The organism is Streptomyces sp. NPDC001410 (assembly GCF_042895235.1).
GTDB lineage: Bacteria > Actinomycetota > Actinomycetes > Streptomycetales > Streptomycetaceae > Streptomyces.
In genome coordinates this window covers 20,465-34,314 of sequence record NZ_JBIAWE010000011.1, presented here as the reverse complement: position 1 = coordinate 34,314, position 13,850 = coordinate 20,465, and the positions used below count along the sequence as shown (strand labels likewise).

Here is a 13,850-nt window from a genome sequence, read left to right as displayed (position 1 = left end):
TTGTTAACTACCCAGCGTGAAACCCCGTAGGGCGAAAAGCCAGAGGTCGTCCGAAATCTGTGGACAACAATTCGGATTCGGCAGGAAATTTGACTGCGCAGAGTAATAACGGAGCCCTGCAGTCCGGGAGTCGGGGTCGCGGGCGACGTCAGGGGATGTCGTCCGTACCGGGGGCCGGAAAGCGCTGTTCGTTGCGGTCGATCTTGGCCGACAGGGCGGACAGCGGGTCGATGCCGAGCACCTCGCAGAGCTGGAGGAGGTAGGCGAGCACGTCGGCGACCTCGTCCGTGACCCGGTGCGCGGAGTCGGGATCGTCCATCACGCGGGCCGACTCCTCCGGGGTCAACCACTGGAAGATCTCGACCAGTTCGGACGCCTCCACACTGAGGGCGGCCACGAGGTTCTTGGGGGTGTGGTAGGGCTGCCAGTTGCGCACGGCGGCGAACTCGGCGAGCCTGCGCTGGAGTCCGGCCAGGTCAGGGTGTTCGGTCACGGACTCAGGTGTACCACTGTGACGCCCTCGGTCCCGGCCGCCCACGAGGCGTCGCTCACCGCGCCGACGCAGCGGATGTGGCCGCGCTCGCCCATCCGGGCCGCCGTGCCCAGCAGTGCGCGGCGCTGGCCGGGGTCGAGGCCGCGGTCGAAGCCGTCGGCGAGCACGGTGAGGGTCCGCAGGGCGTCGGGTACCTCGCCCGGTGTGTCCATGTCCAGTACGCCGGGTCCGGTCAGCAGCACCAGCGCCAGCGCGACATAGCGCAGTTCGCCGTCGCCGAGCCGGGCCAGTTCGGTGCGGAAGCCGTCGCCGCGGTCGAGCAGCGCCCGGACCGTGCCGTCGGCGAGCGGCTCGGCGACCAGGTCGGTCACCGGCCCCGCGCAGCCCGCGCGCAGCGCCTCGACCAGTGCGGAGTGCCGGCGGCCGCACTCGAACCGGGTGCGCCACAGGACGTCGGCGAGGTTGTCGCAGCCGGGCATGAGCCGCCCTGTGCCGGTCGGCACTGGGGTGCGCATGTACTCGGGGCGCGGGTCGCAGACGAAGACGGAGCGCAGGGCGACGACCATCTGCTCGGCGGCGGCCAGCACATGCCGCTGCCCGTCCGTCTTGCCGGCCACCCGCAGCGGCAGCAGGGCGGTGCCGAGGCGGTCGTCGGGCAGCGGGGCACGGGTCACCGGGGCGGAGCCGGCGGTGTGCCAGGCGGCCTGTACGGTCCGGCGGCCGGGGTCGCGCAGGGCGGTCTCCAGCAGGACCACGCCCCGTGCCGTCAGCCGCTCGCCCACGATCCGCAGCTGCGGCTCGGCCTGTACGGCGACGTCGAGCCGGACCGGGCCCTCGGCACCGTCGGCCGTGCACCCGATCCGGAACCCCCGCCGCCCCTCGGCGTCGGGCCGCGCCCGCTCCGGTACACAGGCGACCGGATCCGGGAACACCTCGGCGAGCCGGACCCCTCCCCCGAGCCGCGCCAGCGCCTCGTACGCCCCGAACGCGGTCGACTTCCCCGCGCCGCTGGGCCCGGCGAACAGGGTGACGGCCCCCAGCGGAAACGCGGCCCGCCGGTGCCCGGCGAAGGCGGACAGCCGCAACTCGGTGATCCGGGCGCGTACGTCGACGACGGCGGGTCCGGGGGAAACCGGGTCCGCCGGTACGGACTCCGGCCAACGGGCCGACTGCGCCGGCACTACAGGCTCGGTGGACGTCGAGAGGTCGGGGGCCGCGGAGGACCCGGGCGACGCGAAGGACCCGGGCGACGCGAAGGACTCGGCGGACTCGGCGGACGCGGAAGGCACGGCCATATCCGGACGGTAGGCCTCCACTGCCACGGCGAACCGTTTTGCCGACGGCGCCTTCCTACGATCGGGGGACCGGCCGACGTGAAACCGGCCGGACGGCTCGCCCGAAAGCCCCGCGCCTCAGCCCCCGGACATCCCCGCCCCCTCCATCAACCCGCTGACCTCCGTGCCGGGCGGGGTGAGGAGGAACACGTTCCGGTCGACCCGGTGCATTCCGCTGCCGAGGCCGAAGACGACGCCGGTGCTGAAGTCGAGGACGCGCTTGGCGACCTCGCCCTCCGCGTTGGAGAGGTCGAGCAGCACCGGCACCCCGGCCATCAGTGTCTCGGCGACCTCGCGGGCGTCCGCGAAGACGTTGACCCGCAGGACGACGAAACGGCGTCGCGTCTCGGTCTCCGCGTCCGGCAGCGAGCGGTGGTTCACCGCCGACGGCCAGGCGTCCCGGCCACGCAGCGGCACGACCTGGGCGAGCCCTTCCCACTGTTCATCGGTGACGTCGTAACGGCTCACCGGCTCCCCCCGACCTGACTCGCACTCCATGCCTGCACCAGCCAATTCTTACGCCAAGTCACCCGTTCGGCCCAACAACGACACGAAGCGCGACAGGTCCGTCCGCCACTTCCCCCGCCCGGCACGAGGCACATGTACGCAAACGCCCGTTTCTTACCGCCCTCACACCGGACTCTTCACCTGCCACGACGCCCCGCTCACCGGCTGCCACTAGCGTCCGGTGCCGTGCATTTGGCAGAAACACAGCGGGTGACACCCGGCCGGCGGACGCAGTCGGCGGTGTCCGCCGCCCCGGGGGGTCGCACGGAAGACCTCGGCAGCCCCGCGCAGTGGCACCGCGTCCTGACACTGCTCGCCGATGCGAGCCTCTTCATCGGCACCCGCTCGGTCTGGAACCAGGCGGCCAGCCACCGGCTGGTCCTCGCGGCGGTCATCTCCGTCTGCTACGCCTCGATCCTGATCAGCGGCGTTCTCACGCTGACGGTCCGCCGGGCGCGCTCGCTGGCCCGGCTGGACCTGGTGGTGCTGCTGACCGCGATCACGCTCACCCTGTGCACCTGGGCGCTGAACCACGCAGGCGGCGACGAGGCGGTCCTCACCACCCAGGCCGCGCGGGAAATGGTGGCCGGACACCCGATCTACGGGCAGCCGTGGCCCTGGCTGTTCCACACCAAGGGTGTCGCGCTGACGGCGACGATAGACGGCGGTTACGACTTCACGTACGGCTACCCCCCGCTCACCCCGCTGCTGGCCGCGCCCCTGCTGTGGCTGGGCCACGGCGGCGCTCCGGCGACGGCGATGGCGACGCTCGCGCTGATCGCGGCCGCGGTGGTGCTGTGGCGGATGCTGCCGATGCCGTGGCGCTCGACGGCGACGATGCTCTGTCTGGGCTTCAGTTTCCTGCCGACGTACGCCCGCCAGGGCTACCCGGCGATCGTCGCCCTGGCCCTGCTGGTGCCGGTGGTGGTGCGCTGGCCGCGGATCGGCGCCGGCGGAAGGCTCGGCGCGGCGGGCGTCGCACGGGCCGTCTGCCTCGGGGCGGCGTGCGCGGCGCAGCAACTGCCCTGGTTCGTGACGCCGTTCCTGCTGGCCGGCATCTACGCCGTACGCCGGGGTGAACTGGGCGGGCGCGCGGCCTGGCTGGTCGTGCTGCGGATCCTCGGGGTCGCCGCGGCGACCTGGCTGCTGATCAACACGTACTTCGTCGTGCACGAGCCGGGCACCTGGCTCGGCGGGATCGCCCTGCCGCTGACGCAGGGCGCGGTGCTGCACGGTCAGGGCCTGGTGGACATCTCGCTGTACTTCACGCACGGCAGCGACCGGCTCGACTGGTACGGCCACGCGAGCGTGCTGCTGGCCGCGGCACTGCTGGCGCTGTTCGTGCTGTTCGTGCGGCGGCTGGGCCCGGCGGCGACCGTGCTGCCCTGGTGTGCCTTCTACCTGGCGACGCGCTCCCAGGACGGCTACTACCTGATGATGACCCCGCTGTGGCTCGCGGCGGCGATCACCGTGCCGCTGTCGGACTTCGCTCGGGCCTGGCAGCCGCGCCCCCGGTGGCTGACGGGTCCGCGCCGCCGCCCGGCGCTGGTGGGCGCGGTGGTCCTGCTGGTGCTGCCCGCGCTGGTGAGCGCGACCCTGGCGGTGACGGGCCGGCCGCCGCTGCGGATGGCCATCGCGTCGGCGCGGCAGGCCACGGGGCAGTCGCTGGCCGCGCTGACCCTGCGGGTGACCAACACCGGGGGCGGCCCGCTCACCCCGCACTACATGCTGACGACCGGGCAGGGCATGAGCAGGTACTGGTCCCTGGTGCGCGGCCCGGCCACGATCCCGGCGCACACCACGGCGACCGTCGAACTGCGCGCGCCCTCCGGCCGGTTCCCGCTGCCGGACAAGAAGAGCGCCCACATCCGGCTGCGTGCCTTCACGGGGAACCCGCAGACGCTCTCCACCCGGGACCTGCGGCCGGCCGAGCTGGGCGTCAGGCCGCGGCGCGGCTGAACCTGAGAGCGGCCGTCACCGTGGTCAGGCCGCGCATCATGCCGAGCTGGTTCCAGGTCACGCCGAACTGCTCGCGGTCCACGGTGAACTCGGTCTCCAGGGTGAGCGCCTCGGCCGTCGCCGAGGTCAGGCGTGCGGTGAGGTTCAGCGGCCTGCTGACGCCCCGCACGGTCAGCTGACCGCTCACCCGGACGCTGTCGCCGTCGATGCGGTCGGCGCCGCCGACGGCGAGGGTGATCTCCGGGTGGTTGCCGGCGTCCAGGAGGTCGGCCGAGCGCAGGTGCTCGTCCCGCTTGGCGTTCTTGGTGTCCAGGGAGGCCACGTCCAGCGTCACGGTGCCGGTGGCCGAGCCGTCGGGGCGGACCTCGCCGTGGCCGGTGACGGCGGCGAAGGTGCCCTTGACGGTGACCAGGCCCCAGAAGGTCTTGTGCCGCAGGCCCACGGTGGACGCGGTCGGGTCGAGCTGCCAGGTGCCTGTTTCCACGGCGACGGTCATGGCCGTCCTCCCCTTTCGTTGACATATTGTCGTTCAAATTTGGATGACCTCACGCTAGCCCAATATCCAAATTTGGACAACAGGTAGACTCGAAGCCATGGCCGCCCCCGACGAACACCCCGCCGACCAGCCCCCTTGCTTCTCCGCCGCGGGCGGCGGACTGCTCCCCGGCGAGCTGCGCGCCTGGATGCTTCTGCTGGCCGCGACGGGAGCGGTGGAGCAGCGGCTGCGGTCGGTCGTGAAGCAGACCCTCGACGTCTCGCACGACGAGTTCCTCATCCTGTGCCTGCTGGCCGAGCAGCCGCGGGGCGGCCTGCGCATGACCCGGATCGCCGACCTCCTCGGCCGCCCCAAGACCCGGCTCACCTACCAGATCGCCTGCCTCCAGCGGGCCGGCCTGGTCACCCGCGAGTCCGTGTGCGGCGACAAACGCGGCATCGAGGTAGCCCTCACCGACAAGGCCCGACGCCTCCTCCGGGAGGCCTCCGGCGCCCTCGCGGAGACGGTCCGCGAGGCGCTGTCCCAGTTCGTCGGCCCGGAGCAGCGCGAGGCACTGTTCGCACTGGTGCCCAACCTCACGGACTCCTGACGCCTCGCCTCGGCTCGCCTCGCCGACCATGCGGTGCCCCGATTGTCAGTGGTCCCCCGCATGATGGGAGGCGGACGACGGTCCGGTCTCGGAGGGGGATGCGTTGGAAGCCATGACGGCGGCCGAACTTCAGGGCACGTTCGAGCTGTCGAGCGCCGCGTGGGAACGGATCAGTTCGGATCCGGACCTGGTCGAGCCGATCGACCCGCGGTACACCGACGGCGTCACGAAGTGGGCGGGACAGGAGTTCGCCCGTTGGCTGGCCCTTCGGCACCCGGAGCTGGCCGAGGCCGTTCCCGCCCTCCTGCGTCCGGCGCCCGAGACCAAACCGCACTACCTGGAGGGCCGGTACGCCACATCCGACGAAGTGGGATACGACCGGGAGCACTTCGCCGGGCTGTGGAGGACGGACGACGGCGTCGTAGCGGTCGTCTACCCGCACTCGCGGATCCGCGCGCCCCGTGATCTCCTCGAATTCCACGACAGCGCGGCGACCGTCGTGGTCGTCCAGTCCGACTACGACCTCTACGGCCCCGCGCTCGAAGCGATCGACCGCGCGCACCCCGATCTGCCGTACGAGCCCATGTGGTCGGACATCGCGTCCCACATCGGCACTCAGGTCCCCTGGTGGCCCTCCCAGTTGCGCAGGCCGGAGCACCTGACCGCATGGCGGCCCGGCGACGAACCGACACCCGTGGCCGTGATCACCTGGCCCTCCTGGGAACCTCTGTACGAGCTGGCGGGTTCAGAGCCGGAAGGCTCGCCCGTGCGCGGCGCCTGCTTCACCATCGGCCACGAGATGCGGACCCAGGCCGCCGATTGGGTCGAGCACGAGGTGACGGAGATCCTGGAGAAGAGGGGCGAGTTCGGCGGCCCCAAGAGTCCCCGGGCGACAGCCGAGCGCGCCGCGATGGTCCTCCCGGCGGTCCCCGCGACCGAGGACCCCGGCCGGTCCGAGACCGTCCTCCCCGACATGGTCGCGCTGGGCCTGGCCAAGCTGTGCGCGCGCAGCGACGACGACGCGGTGGAGTGCCTGGAACAGATCAGCATGTGGAGCGGCGAACACCTGCCGTTCGGTGGCGCCTTCAGCATCACACGCACCGATGTCACCCGCGAGGGCGCGGAGTGGATCAACCGCCTGCGCCGCGTCAGCCCGACGGCGATTCACCGTCTGTGGACGCGGCACGAAGCTCCCGTGGGAACGTTCGTCGATCCCGTCACCGGCAGTCCGGTTGTGGCGTTCAAGGGGCGGTTCCTCTCCCGCGGCCATCGCGAGATCAGCTACCTCGGCAGCGCACCCAAGCGGCTGCCCGCCGGATCGGTCCTGAGGGAAGTCGTCCTCGACGACCCGATCTGGGTCCGCACCACGAAGGGCGTCCTGTATCCCGCACCGAGCATGGACGCCCCCGGACTCTCCTGGGGCTACAGCGGATCGGGCCCCGGCGCGCTCGCCCAGTGCGTGGGCCGGCTGCTCGACGACGGGTCGGCCCACGCGGTCACGTACGGCACGGACCACGACGAGGAACCGGGGCTGGAAGCCTTCTTCCAGATCAAGCACAAGCGGGGCACGCGCATACCGCGGCGGCAGCTCGAGCGCCGGCGCGCTTCGTCCTGACACCGGATCCGCCCGCCCTCCGAAAGGTCGCCACAGAATGCCGGGACGCCACCGGACCGCGCCATGGCAGGTCGCCGATCACTTCGCGTACGAGCGAGAGGCGACGGCGTACGACGCCGTGCTCGGCGTCTGTCTGACCCAGCCCTCGATCACGCGCCGGCTGGGCAAGAGGCCGCAGGCCAACGCGGAGAACGTACGCGCCAACATGCTGACGGAAGCGAACGTCCGACGGGCCCTCGAGCCCTGCCTGGAGCACCAGAGGCGCTTCCGTGGCGCGCTGAGCTGGTACGAAGCCGCCAGAAGGCGGATGGACTATCTGCACGATCCGCCGTCCCCGGAGACGTTCGTCCTCGGCCTGCTCACGCTGGTCTTCCTCCTCGTTCTCGTCCTGGCGCCCTGGACATACGTCGTCGGCGCGGCGTTCCTGCTGGCCGTGGGCACTTTCGCCGTTCGCCGCAACCCCCTGTGGCGGATGCACGTGCGCCACAACGCGGGTGAGCTGCTGATGAGGTCGGTCATGCCCGTCTACAAACGGCTGGCCGACTCCAGGGAGCAGACCTGGCGACGGGAACTCCAGGCCAAGGGCGTGGGCCCTTTGATGGAGCGGGTGGTCGAGGCACTCCTGGGCGAGGACAGCGACTCCCTGCTCCTCCCGGACGGTTACGAGGGGCTGCGCTCTCCCCGGAACCGGCAGTACGTGATCGACAACGAGGCCTACCGGCGCCTTGCCCGGAAGGTGGCCCAGCGCGAGGGCGGCACGATCGCCGTCAGCGGGCCGCGCGGTGCGGGCAAGTCGACGCTGCTGGAGCACTGCGCGGAGGAGGCCGACTTCTCCGTCCTCGTCCAGGCACCCGCCACCTATGCGCCGCACGAGTTCCTGCTGTCGCTGTACATCGAGGTCTGCGAGCAGTACCTCAAGGACAGCGACTACGACGTTCCCGAGTTCGATCGGCTGTCCACGGTCAGCAGGGTCGCGCGCCGGCTCGCTCCGGTGGTCCGGCGCGTGGTGCGGTTTCTCGGCTTCGCCCTGCCGGCGGCCGCGCTGGTCGTGCTCGGGCTGGCGGCCGCGGCCCGGTCGGCGGGGCTGCGCTACGAGGACGCCGTACGCCACCACGCACAGGATCTCTGGACCGGTCTGGCCGGTACCGCGCAGGACGTCTGGGGCGGGGAGCGGGTGGGCGCGGCCCTGGCGGTCACCCTCCTCGGCGTGGCGGTCTGGCGGCTGCGCCGGTGGGGCCGGTGGGGTGCGCTGCTCGAAGGGCTCCGGCTGCTGTTCGCCATGGTCGGCGGTGGTCTGCTCATGCTCGCGGCACCTGTCTCGCTGTTCTTCGACCCCGGCATCCGGCAGGGCTGGCGGGACGTGCTGGACGGATCGTCGGTACCGGGCCTGCTCCTGGGACTCGGTGTGTTTCTCGCCCTCGCCATGGAGGCGGCCCCCCGCTGGCCCGTCGGCCTGATCGTCCTCGCCGGCCGGCCCGTCTTCGCCGTGCTCCTCGCCGGCGACCTGATCCTGGCCTACCGGACTGCCCCGGTGCACGCGATGGTGACCGACAGCGGCAATCCGCTCCGTCTGGCATGCCTGCTGCTCGGTCTGCTGCTTTTCAGGGCCGGCCGGTGGGCGCTGCCTCAGCCCGAGCCGCCCCTGGTCACGCGCTGCCGCAACCAGCTCTACCGCCTCCAGACGGTGCAGACCTCGTCCTTCGCGGTGACCAGTGGCCCGCCCGCGCTGGTCTCGGCCCACACCTCGTCGCTGTCCACCGTCCCGCCCGCCCTGCCCGCGCTGGTCTCCGACTTCCGGGAGCTGCTGACGAGCATCGCCCAGGAGCGGTACGCCAGGAACGGCCGGGTCGTCATCGCCATCGACGAGGTGGACCGGCTCGGAACGGACACCCAGGCTTTGGCGTTCCTCGCGGAGATCAAAGCGATCCTGGGTGTGCCGCACGTCCACTACCTGATCTCGGTGGCCGAGGACGTCGGCGCGTCCTTCGTGCGCCGCGGGCTGCCGCACCGCGGGGTCACGGACAGTTCGCTGGACGACATCGTCCACGTACAGCCCTGCACACTCGCCGAGTCCCAGAGCATCCTCGAACGGCGCGCGAAGGAGCTGCTGGAGCCGTACAGCCTGCTGGCGCACGCGCTCTCGGGCGGGATACCCCGCGACCTGATCCGTTACGGCCTGCGGATCATGGAGATCGAGGAGAAGACTCGGTTCTTCGAACTGACCGACATCTCGCGACAGATGATCCTGGAAGAGCTGGCCGAGACGCTGGCCGGGTTCCGTACGCTGCTCGGCAAGCAGCAGTGGACGCGTGAGACGAGCGAGGTGCTGCTGACGTTCCGCAGACTCATGGACCATTTCCGGCACCTTTGCCCGTGCCCGTCCACGGAACTGCACGGTGCGCTACGGCACGTGGCCTTCTACGACCTGGAGGGTCAGCTGGGGAGCGCCGCCCAGGACATCCCGGACGAGGTCCGCCGGCTGATCGACGAGGCGTCGGCGTACGTGCTGTTCTCCCTCACCCTGCTGGACGTGTTCGGCACCCCCGACTTCGCGCGCCGCAGGGCCGCGGCCGCGTTGCGCACCGACGGTGACCCGGACCTGCTGGCACAGGCACGGCAGGAACTGGCGGGCTCGCCCTACAGCGCGCGTTCCCTGATCATGGCGATCAGAGCTGCCTGGCGGGTCCCGCACCACGCCGGCGGGACCGTCCCGTGGATCCCCCGGCCGCGCAGCTCCCCCTGCCCGATGCACACGGAATCCGACGCCCCGGACGAGCCCGGAAGTGACGGGAGAGCCAGGTCACAGCCAGAAGGAGGGCAACGTCACAGCCCTCGGCCTGCTGTCACTTGAGCGCCCTGACCTAACATCCGAGCATGACGGTCCTGCCTGACGACGGGCTCTCACTGGCCGCCGAGTTCCCTGACGCGACACACGAGCAGTGGCAACGCCTGGTCGAGGGTGTGCTGCGCAAGTCGGGCAAGGAAGTCTCGGGCGCGGCAGCTGAGGACGCTCTGTCCACCACGCTCGAGGACGGGCTGCGCACCCGGCCGCTGTACACCGCGCGCGACGGCGCGCCCGACCCCGGCCTGCCCGGCTTCGCGCCGTTCGTGCGCGGCGGCCGCCCCGAGGGCAACACCGCGGGCGGCTGGGACGTACGGCAGCGGCACGCGACGCTCGCCGACGGCGCGGTCCTGACGGACCTGGAGAACGGCGTCACCTCGCTCTGGCTGGTCGTGGGACAGGGCGGCATGCCCGTGTCCGCGCTCGCACGCGCCCTCGACGGGGTCTACCTCGACCTGGCCCCGGTGGTCCTGGAGGCCGGCCGTGACGTGGAGGCTGCGGCGGCCGAGCTGCTGCGGCTGTACGAGGAGCGGGGCATCGACCCGAAGGCCGTGCGCGGCAGCCTCGGCGGCGACCCGCTGGGGTACGAGGCCCGCACCGGCGAGGCGCAGGACTTCGCTCCGCTCACCGCGCTGGCCCGGCAAACCGCCGGGCAGTACCCGGGCCTGCGCACGCTGACCGTGGACGCGCTGCCGTACCACGAGGCGGGCGGCTCGGCCGCGCAGGAGCTGGGCGCCTCCCTGGCCACCGGCGTGGCCTACCTGCGGGAGCTGACCGCGGCCGGTCTCACGGTCGAAGCGGCCTGCGCGCAGCTGGAGTTCCGGTACGCGGCCACCGCCGACCAGTTCCTGACCATCGCCAAGCTGCGCGCGGCGCGCCGGCTGTGGGCGCGGGTCGCCGAGGTGTCCGGGGCGCCCGGCGCGGGCGCGCAGGTGCAGCACGCGGTGACCTCGCCGGTGATGATGAGCCGCCGCGACCCGTGGGTGAACATGCTCCGTACGACGGTCGCGACGCTGGCCGCCGGGGTGGGCGGTGCCGACTCCGTCACCGTGCTGCCCTTCGACCACGCGCTCGGCCTGCCGGACGCGTTCGCCCGCCGTATCGCCCGCAACACCTCCACGATCCTGGTCGAGGAGTCCCATCTGGCCCGGGTCATCGACCCGGCGGGCGGCTCCTGGTACGTCGAGCAGCTCACCGACGAACTCGCCCACGCGGCCTGGGAGTTCTTCCGGTCGATCGAGCGGGACGGCGGCCAGGCGGCCGTACTGCGCTCGGGCCGGATCCGCACGGACCTGGCGACGACCTGGGCGGAGCGCTCCAAGAAGCTCGCCAAGCGGCGCGAACCCATCACCGGCGTCAGCGAGTTCCCTCTCCTGTCCGAGAAGCCGCTGGAGCGCGAGCCCGCGCCCGAGCCGCCGTCCGGCGGGCTGCCCCGGGTGCGCCGGGACGAGGCGTACGAGGCCCTGCGCGCCCGCTCCGACGCCCACCTGGCGGCGACCGGCGCCCGCCCCCGGATCTACCTGGCCACCCTGGGCACGGCCGCCGAGTACACCGCGCGCTCGACCTTCGCCGCCAACCTCTTCCAGGCGGGCGGCATCGAGCCGGTGACCGAGGGCGGCTTCGCGGACAGCGGCGCCACCGAGGCCGTGCTGTGCTCCAGCGACGCGCAGTACGCCGAACAGGCCGAGCGGACGGCCGGGTCGCTGAAGGCGGCCGGGGCCCGGCACGTGGTCCTCGCGGGCCGGGGCGACTACGCCGGCATCGACTCGTACGTCTTCGCGGGCTGCGACGCAGTGGACGTGCTGTCCGCGACCCTCGACCGCATGGGAGTGTCCTGATGGGAATCCCCGACTTCTCCGGCATCGAGCTGGGGACCCCCGTCGCCGAGGGCGGTGACGCGGAATGGCGTACGGCCGTCAAGAACGCCACCGGCGGCGAGGCACCGGTGTGGGAGACCCCGGAGGGCATCGGGGTCAAGCCGCTGTACACCGGCCGTGACCTGGAGGGCCTGGACTTCCTCGGCACCTACCCGGGCATGGCGCCGTACCTGCGCGGCCCCTACCCGACGATGTACGTCAACCAGCCCTGGACCATCCGCCAGTACGCGGGCTTCTCGACCGCCGAGGAGTCCAACGCGTTCTACCGGCGCAACCTGGCGGCCGGTCAGAAGGGCCTGTCGGTCGCCTTCGACCTGCCCACGCACCGGGGTTACGACAGCGACCACCCGCGCGTGACCGGCGACGTCGGCATGGCGGGCGTGGCCATCGACTCGATCTACGACATGCGGCAGCTGTTCGACGGCATCCCGCTGGACAAGATGACCGTGTCGATGACGATGAACGGCGCCGTGCTGCCGGTGCTGGCGCTGTACATCGTGGCGGCGGAGGAGCAGGGCGTACCGCCCGAGAAGCTGGCCGGAACGATTCAGAACGACATTCTGAAGGAGTTCATGGTCCGCAACACCTACATCTATCCGCCGAAGCCGTCGATGCGGATCATCTCCGACATCTTCGCGTACACCTCGCAGCGGATGCCCCGCTACAACTCCATCTCCATCTCCGGCTACCACATCCAGGAGGCGGGTGCGACGGCCGACCTGGAGCTGGCGTACACCCTCGCGGACGGAGTCGAGTACATCCGCGCCGGGCGGGAAGCCGGCCTGGACGTGGACGCGTTCGCGCCCCGGCTCTCCTTCTTCTGGGCGATCGGCATGAACTTCTTCATGGAGATCGCCAAGCTGCGGGCGGCCCGGCTGCTGTGGGCCAGGCTGGTCTCCCAGTTCGAGCCGAAGAACTCCAAGTCCCTGTCCCTGCGCACGCATTCGCAGACCTCGGGCTGGTCGCTGACCGCGCAGGACGTGTTCAACAACGTCACGCGTACGGCCGTGGAGGCGATGGCGGCGACCCAGGGCCACACCCAGTCGCTGCACACGAACGCCCTGGACGAGGCGCTCGCGCTGCCGACCGACTTCTCGGCGCGCATCGCCCGCAACACCCAGCTGCTCATCCAGCAGGAGTCGGGCACCACCCGGGTCATCGACCCGTGGGGCGGCAGCGCGTACGTCGAGAAGCTGACGTACGACCTCGCCCGCAAGGCCTGGGCGCACATCCAGGAGGTCGAGCAGGCGGGCGGCATGGCGCAGGCCATCGACGCCGGCATTCCCAAGCTGCGCGTGGAGGAGGCTGCGGCCCGCACCCAGGCCCGTATCGACTCCGGCCGCCAGCCGGTGATCGGCGTCAACAAGTACCGGGTGGAGAACGACGAGGCGATCGAGGTCCTCAAGGTCGACAACTCCTCGGTGCGCGCCCAGCAGATCGAGAAGCTGCGGCGGCTGCGCGCGGAGCGGGACGAGACCGCCTGCCGGGACGCGCTGGACGCGCTCACCCGGGCCGCCGACGGCAATGGCAACCTGCTGGAGCTGGCCGTGCACGCGGCCCGCGCCAAGGCCACGGTCGGCGAGATCTCCGACGCCCTGGAGAAGGTGTACGGCCGCCACCAGAGCCAGATCCGTACGATCTCCGGCGTGTACCGCAACGAGACAGGGGAGTCCCCGTCGGTGGACCGCACCCGTGCCCTGGTGGACGCCTTCGACGAGGCCGAGGGGCGCCGGCCGCGCATCCTGGTCGCCAAGATGGGCCAGGACGGCCACGACCGCGGCCAGAAGGTGATCGCCACCGGCTTCGCCGACCTCGGCTTCGACGTCGACGTCGGCCCGCTGTTCCAGACGCCGGAGGAGGTCGCCCGCCAGGCGGTCGAGGCGGACGTCCACGTGGTCGGCGTGTCCTCGCTGGCCGCAGGTCACCTCACCCTCGTACCGGCGCTGCGCGAGGCGCTCGCCGAGGAGGGCCGGGAGGACATCATGATCGTGGTCGGCGGGGTGATCCCGCCGCAGGACGTGCCGACCCTGCTGGAGATGGGCGCCACGGCCGTGTTCCCGCCCGGGACGGTGATCCCGGACGCGGCGTACGACCTGGTGCAGCGGCTGTCGGCCGACCTCGGCCACGACCTCTGATCC

General features: G+C 71.7%; 10 protein-coding genes. 6 read left to right on the top strand and 4 right to left on the bottom strand.

The annotated features are described in order from the left end of the window. Positions 1-148: 148 nt before the first annotated feature. The 3 genes from ACFY3C_RS24390 to ACFY3C_RS24380 form a co-directional block, all read right to left on the bottom strand. Positions 149-493 (bottom strand): nucleotide pyrophosphohydrolase, encoded by a 345-nt coding sequence (locus tag ACFY3C_RS24390; RefSeq protein WP_390772219.1) that lies wholly within the window; start codon positions 491-493, stop codon positions 149-151. After that, the gene (locus ACFY3C_RS24385) at positions 490-1,788 is read right to left on the bottom strand and encodes an AAA family ATPase (protein ID WP_390772218.1); all 1,299 of its coding nucleotides are present in this window, start codon (positions 1,786-1,788) and stop codon (positions 490-492) included. The genes ACFY3C_RS24390 and ACFY3C_RS24385 overlap by 4 nt, the downstream gene beginning before the upstream one ends. A 117-nt stretch (positions 1,789-1,905) precedes the next feature. Then, entirely contained in the window at positions 1,906-2,325 is a 420-nt protein-coding gene (locus tag ACFY3C_RS24380; protein WP_145884070.1) for a cell division protein SepF, read from the bottom strand. 249 nt (positions 2,326-2,574) lie between these two features. Here ACFY3C_RS24380 and ACFY3C_RS24375 point away from each other — a divergent pair, with 249 nt between their 5' ends. Beyond that, on the top strand, positions 2,575-4,293 hold the full coding sequence (locus ACFY3C_RS24375) for a hypothetical protein (RefSeq protein WP_390772217.1): 1,719 nt from the start codon (positions 2,575-2,577) through the stop codon (positions 4,291-4,293). On the opposite strand, the gene ACFY3C_RS24370 is transcribed toward ACFY3C_RS24375, so the two are convergent. After that, positions 4,274-4,789 carry a YceI family protein gene (locus ACFY3C_RS24370; RefSeq protein ID WP_390772216.1) on the bottom strand — a complete coding sequence of 172 codons (516 nt, stop codon included), beginning with the start codon at positions 4,787-4,789 and terminating at the stop codon, positions 4,274-4,276. The two genes, ACFY3C_RS24375 and ACFY3C_RS24370, sit on opposite strands and share 20 nt — an antisense overlap. A gap of 97 nt (positions 4,790-4,886) precedes the next feature. On the opposite strand from ACFY3C_RS24370, the gene ACFY3C_RS24365 reads away from it, so the two are divergent. From ACFY3C_RS24365 to scpA, 5 genes are all read left to right on the top strand, one after another. Then, positions 4,887-5,378, top strand: a complete 492-nt coding sequence (locus tag ACFY3C_RS24365) for a MarR family winged helix-turn-helix transcriptional regulator (RefSeq protein WP_386575797.1) — start codon at positions 4,887-4,889, stop codon at positions 5,376-5,378. 103 nt (positions 5,379-5,481) lie between these two features. Next, positions 5,482-6,993 carry a hypothetical protein gene (locus ACFY3C_RS24360; protein ID WP_390772215.1) on the top strand — a complete coding sequence of 504 codons (1,512 nt, stop codon included), beginning with the start codon at positions 5,482-5,484 and terminating at the stop codon, positions 6,991-6,993. Between the two features lie 37 nt (positions 6,994-7,030). After that, positions 7,031-9,844, top strand: coding sequence for a hypothetical protein (locus tag ACFY3C_RS24355; RefSeq protein WP_390772214.1), 2,814 nt, complete (start codon positions 7,031-7,033; stop codon positions 9,842-9,844). Between the two features lie 23 nt (positions 9,845-9,867). Next, a complete protein-coding gene (locus tag ACFY3C_RS24350; RefSeq protein WP_386575801.1) occupies positions 9,868-11,673 on the top strand; it encodes a methylmalonyl-CoA mutase family protein in 1,806 nt (601 codons plus the stop codon). Next, positions 11,673-13,847, top strand: a complete 2,175-nt coding sequence (gene scpA / locus ACFY3C_RS24345; RefSeq protein WP_386575802.1) for a methylmalonyl-CoA mutase — start codon at positions 11,673-11,675, stop codon at positions 13,845-13,847. The genes ACFY3C_RS24350 and scpA overlap by 1 nt, the downstream gene beginning before the upstream one ends. Positions 13,848-13,850 lie beyond the last annotated feature (3 nt).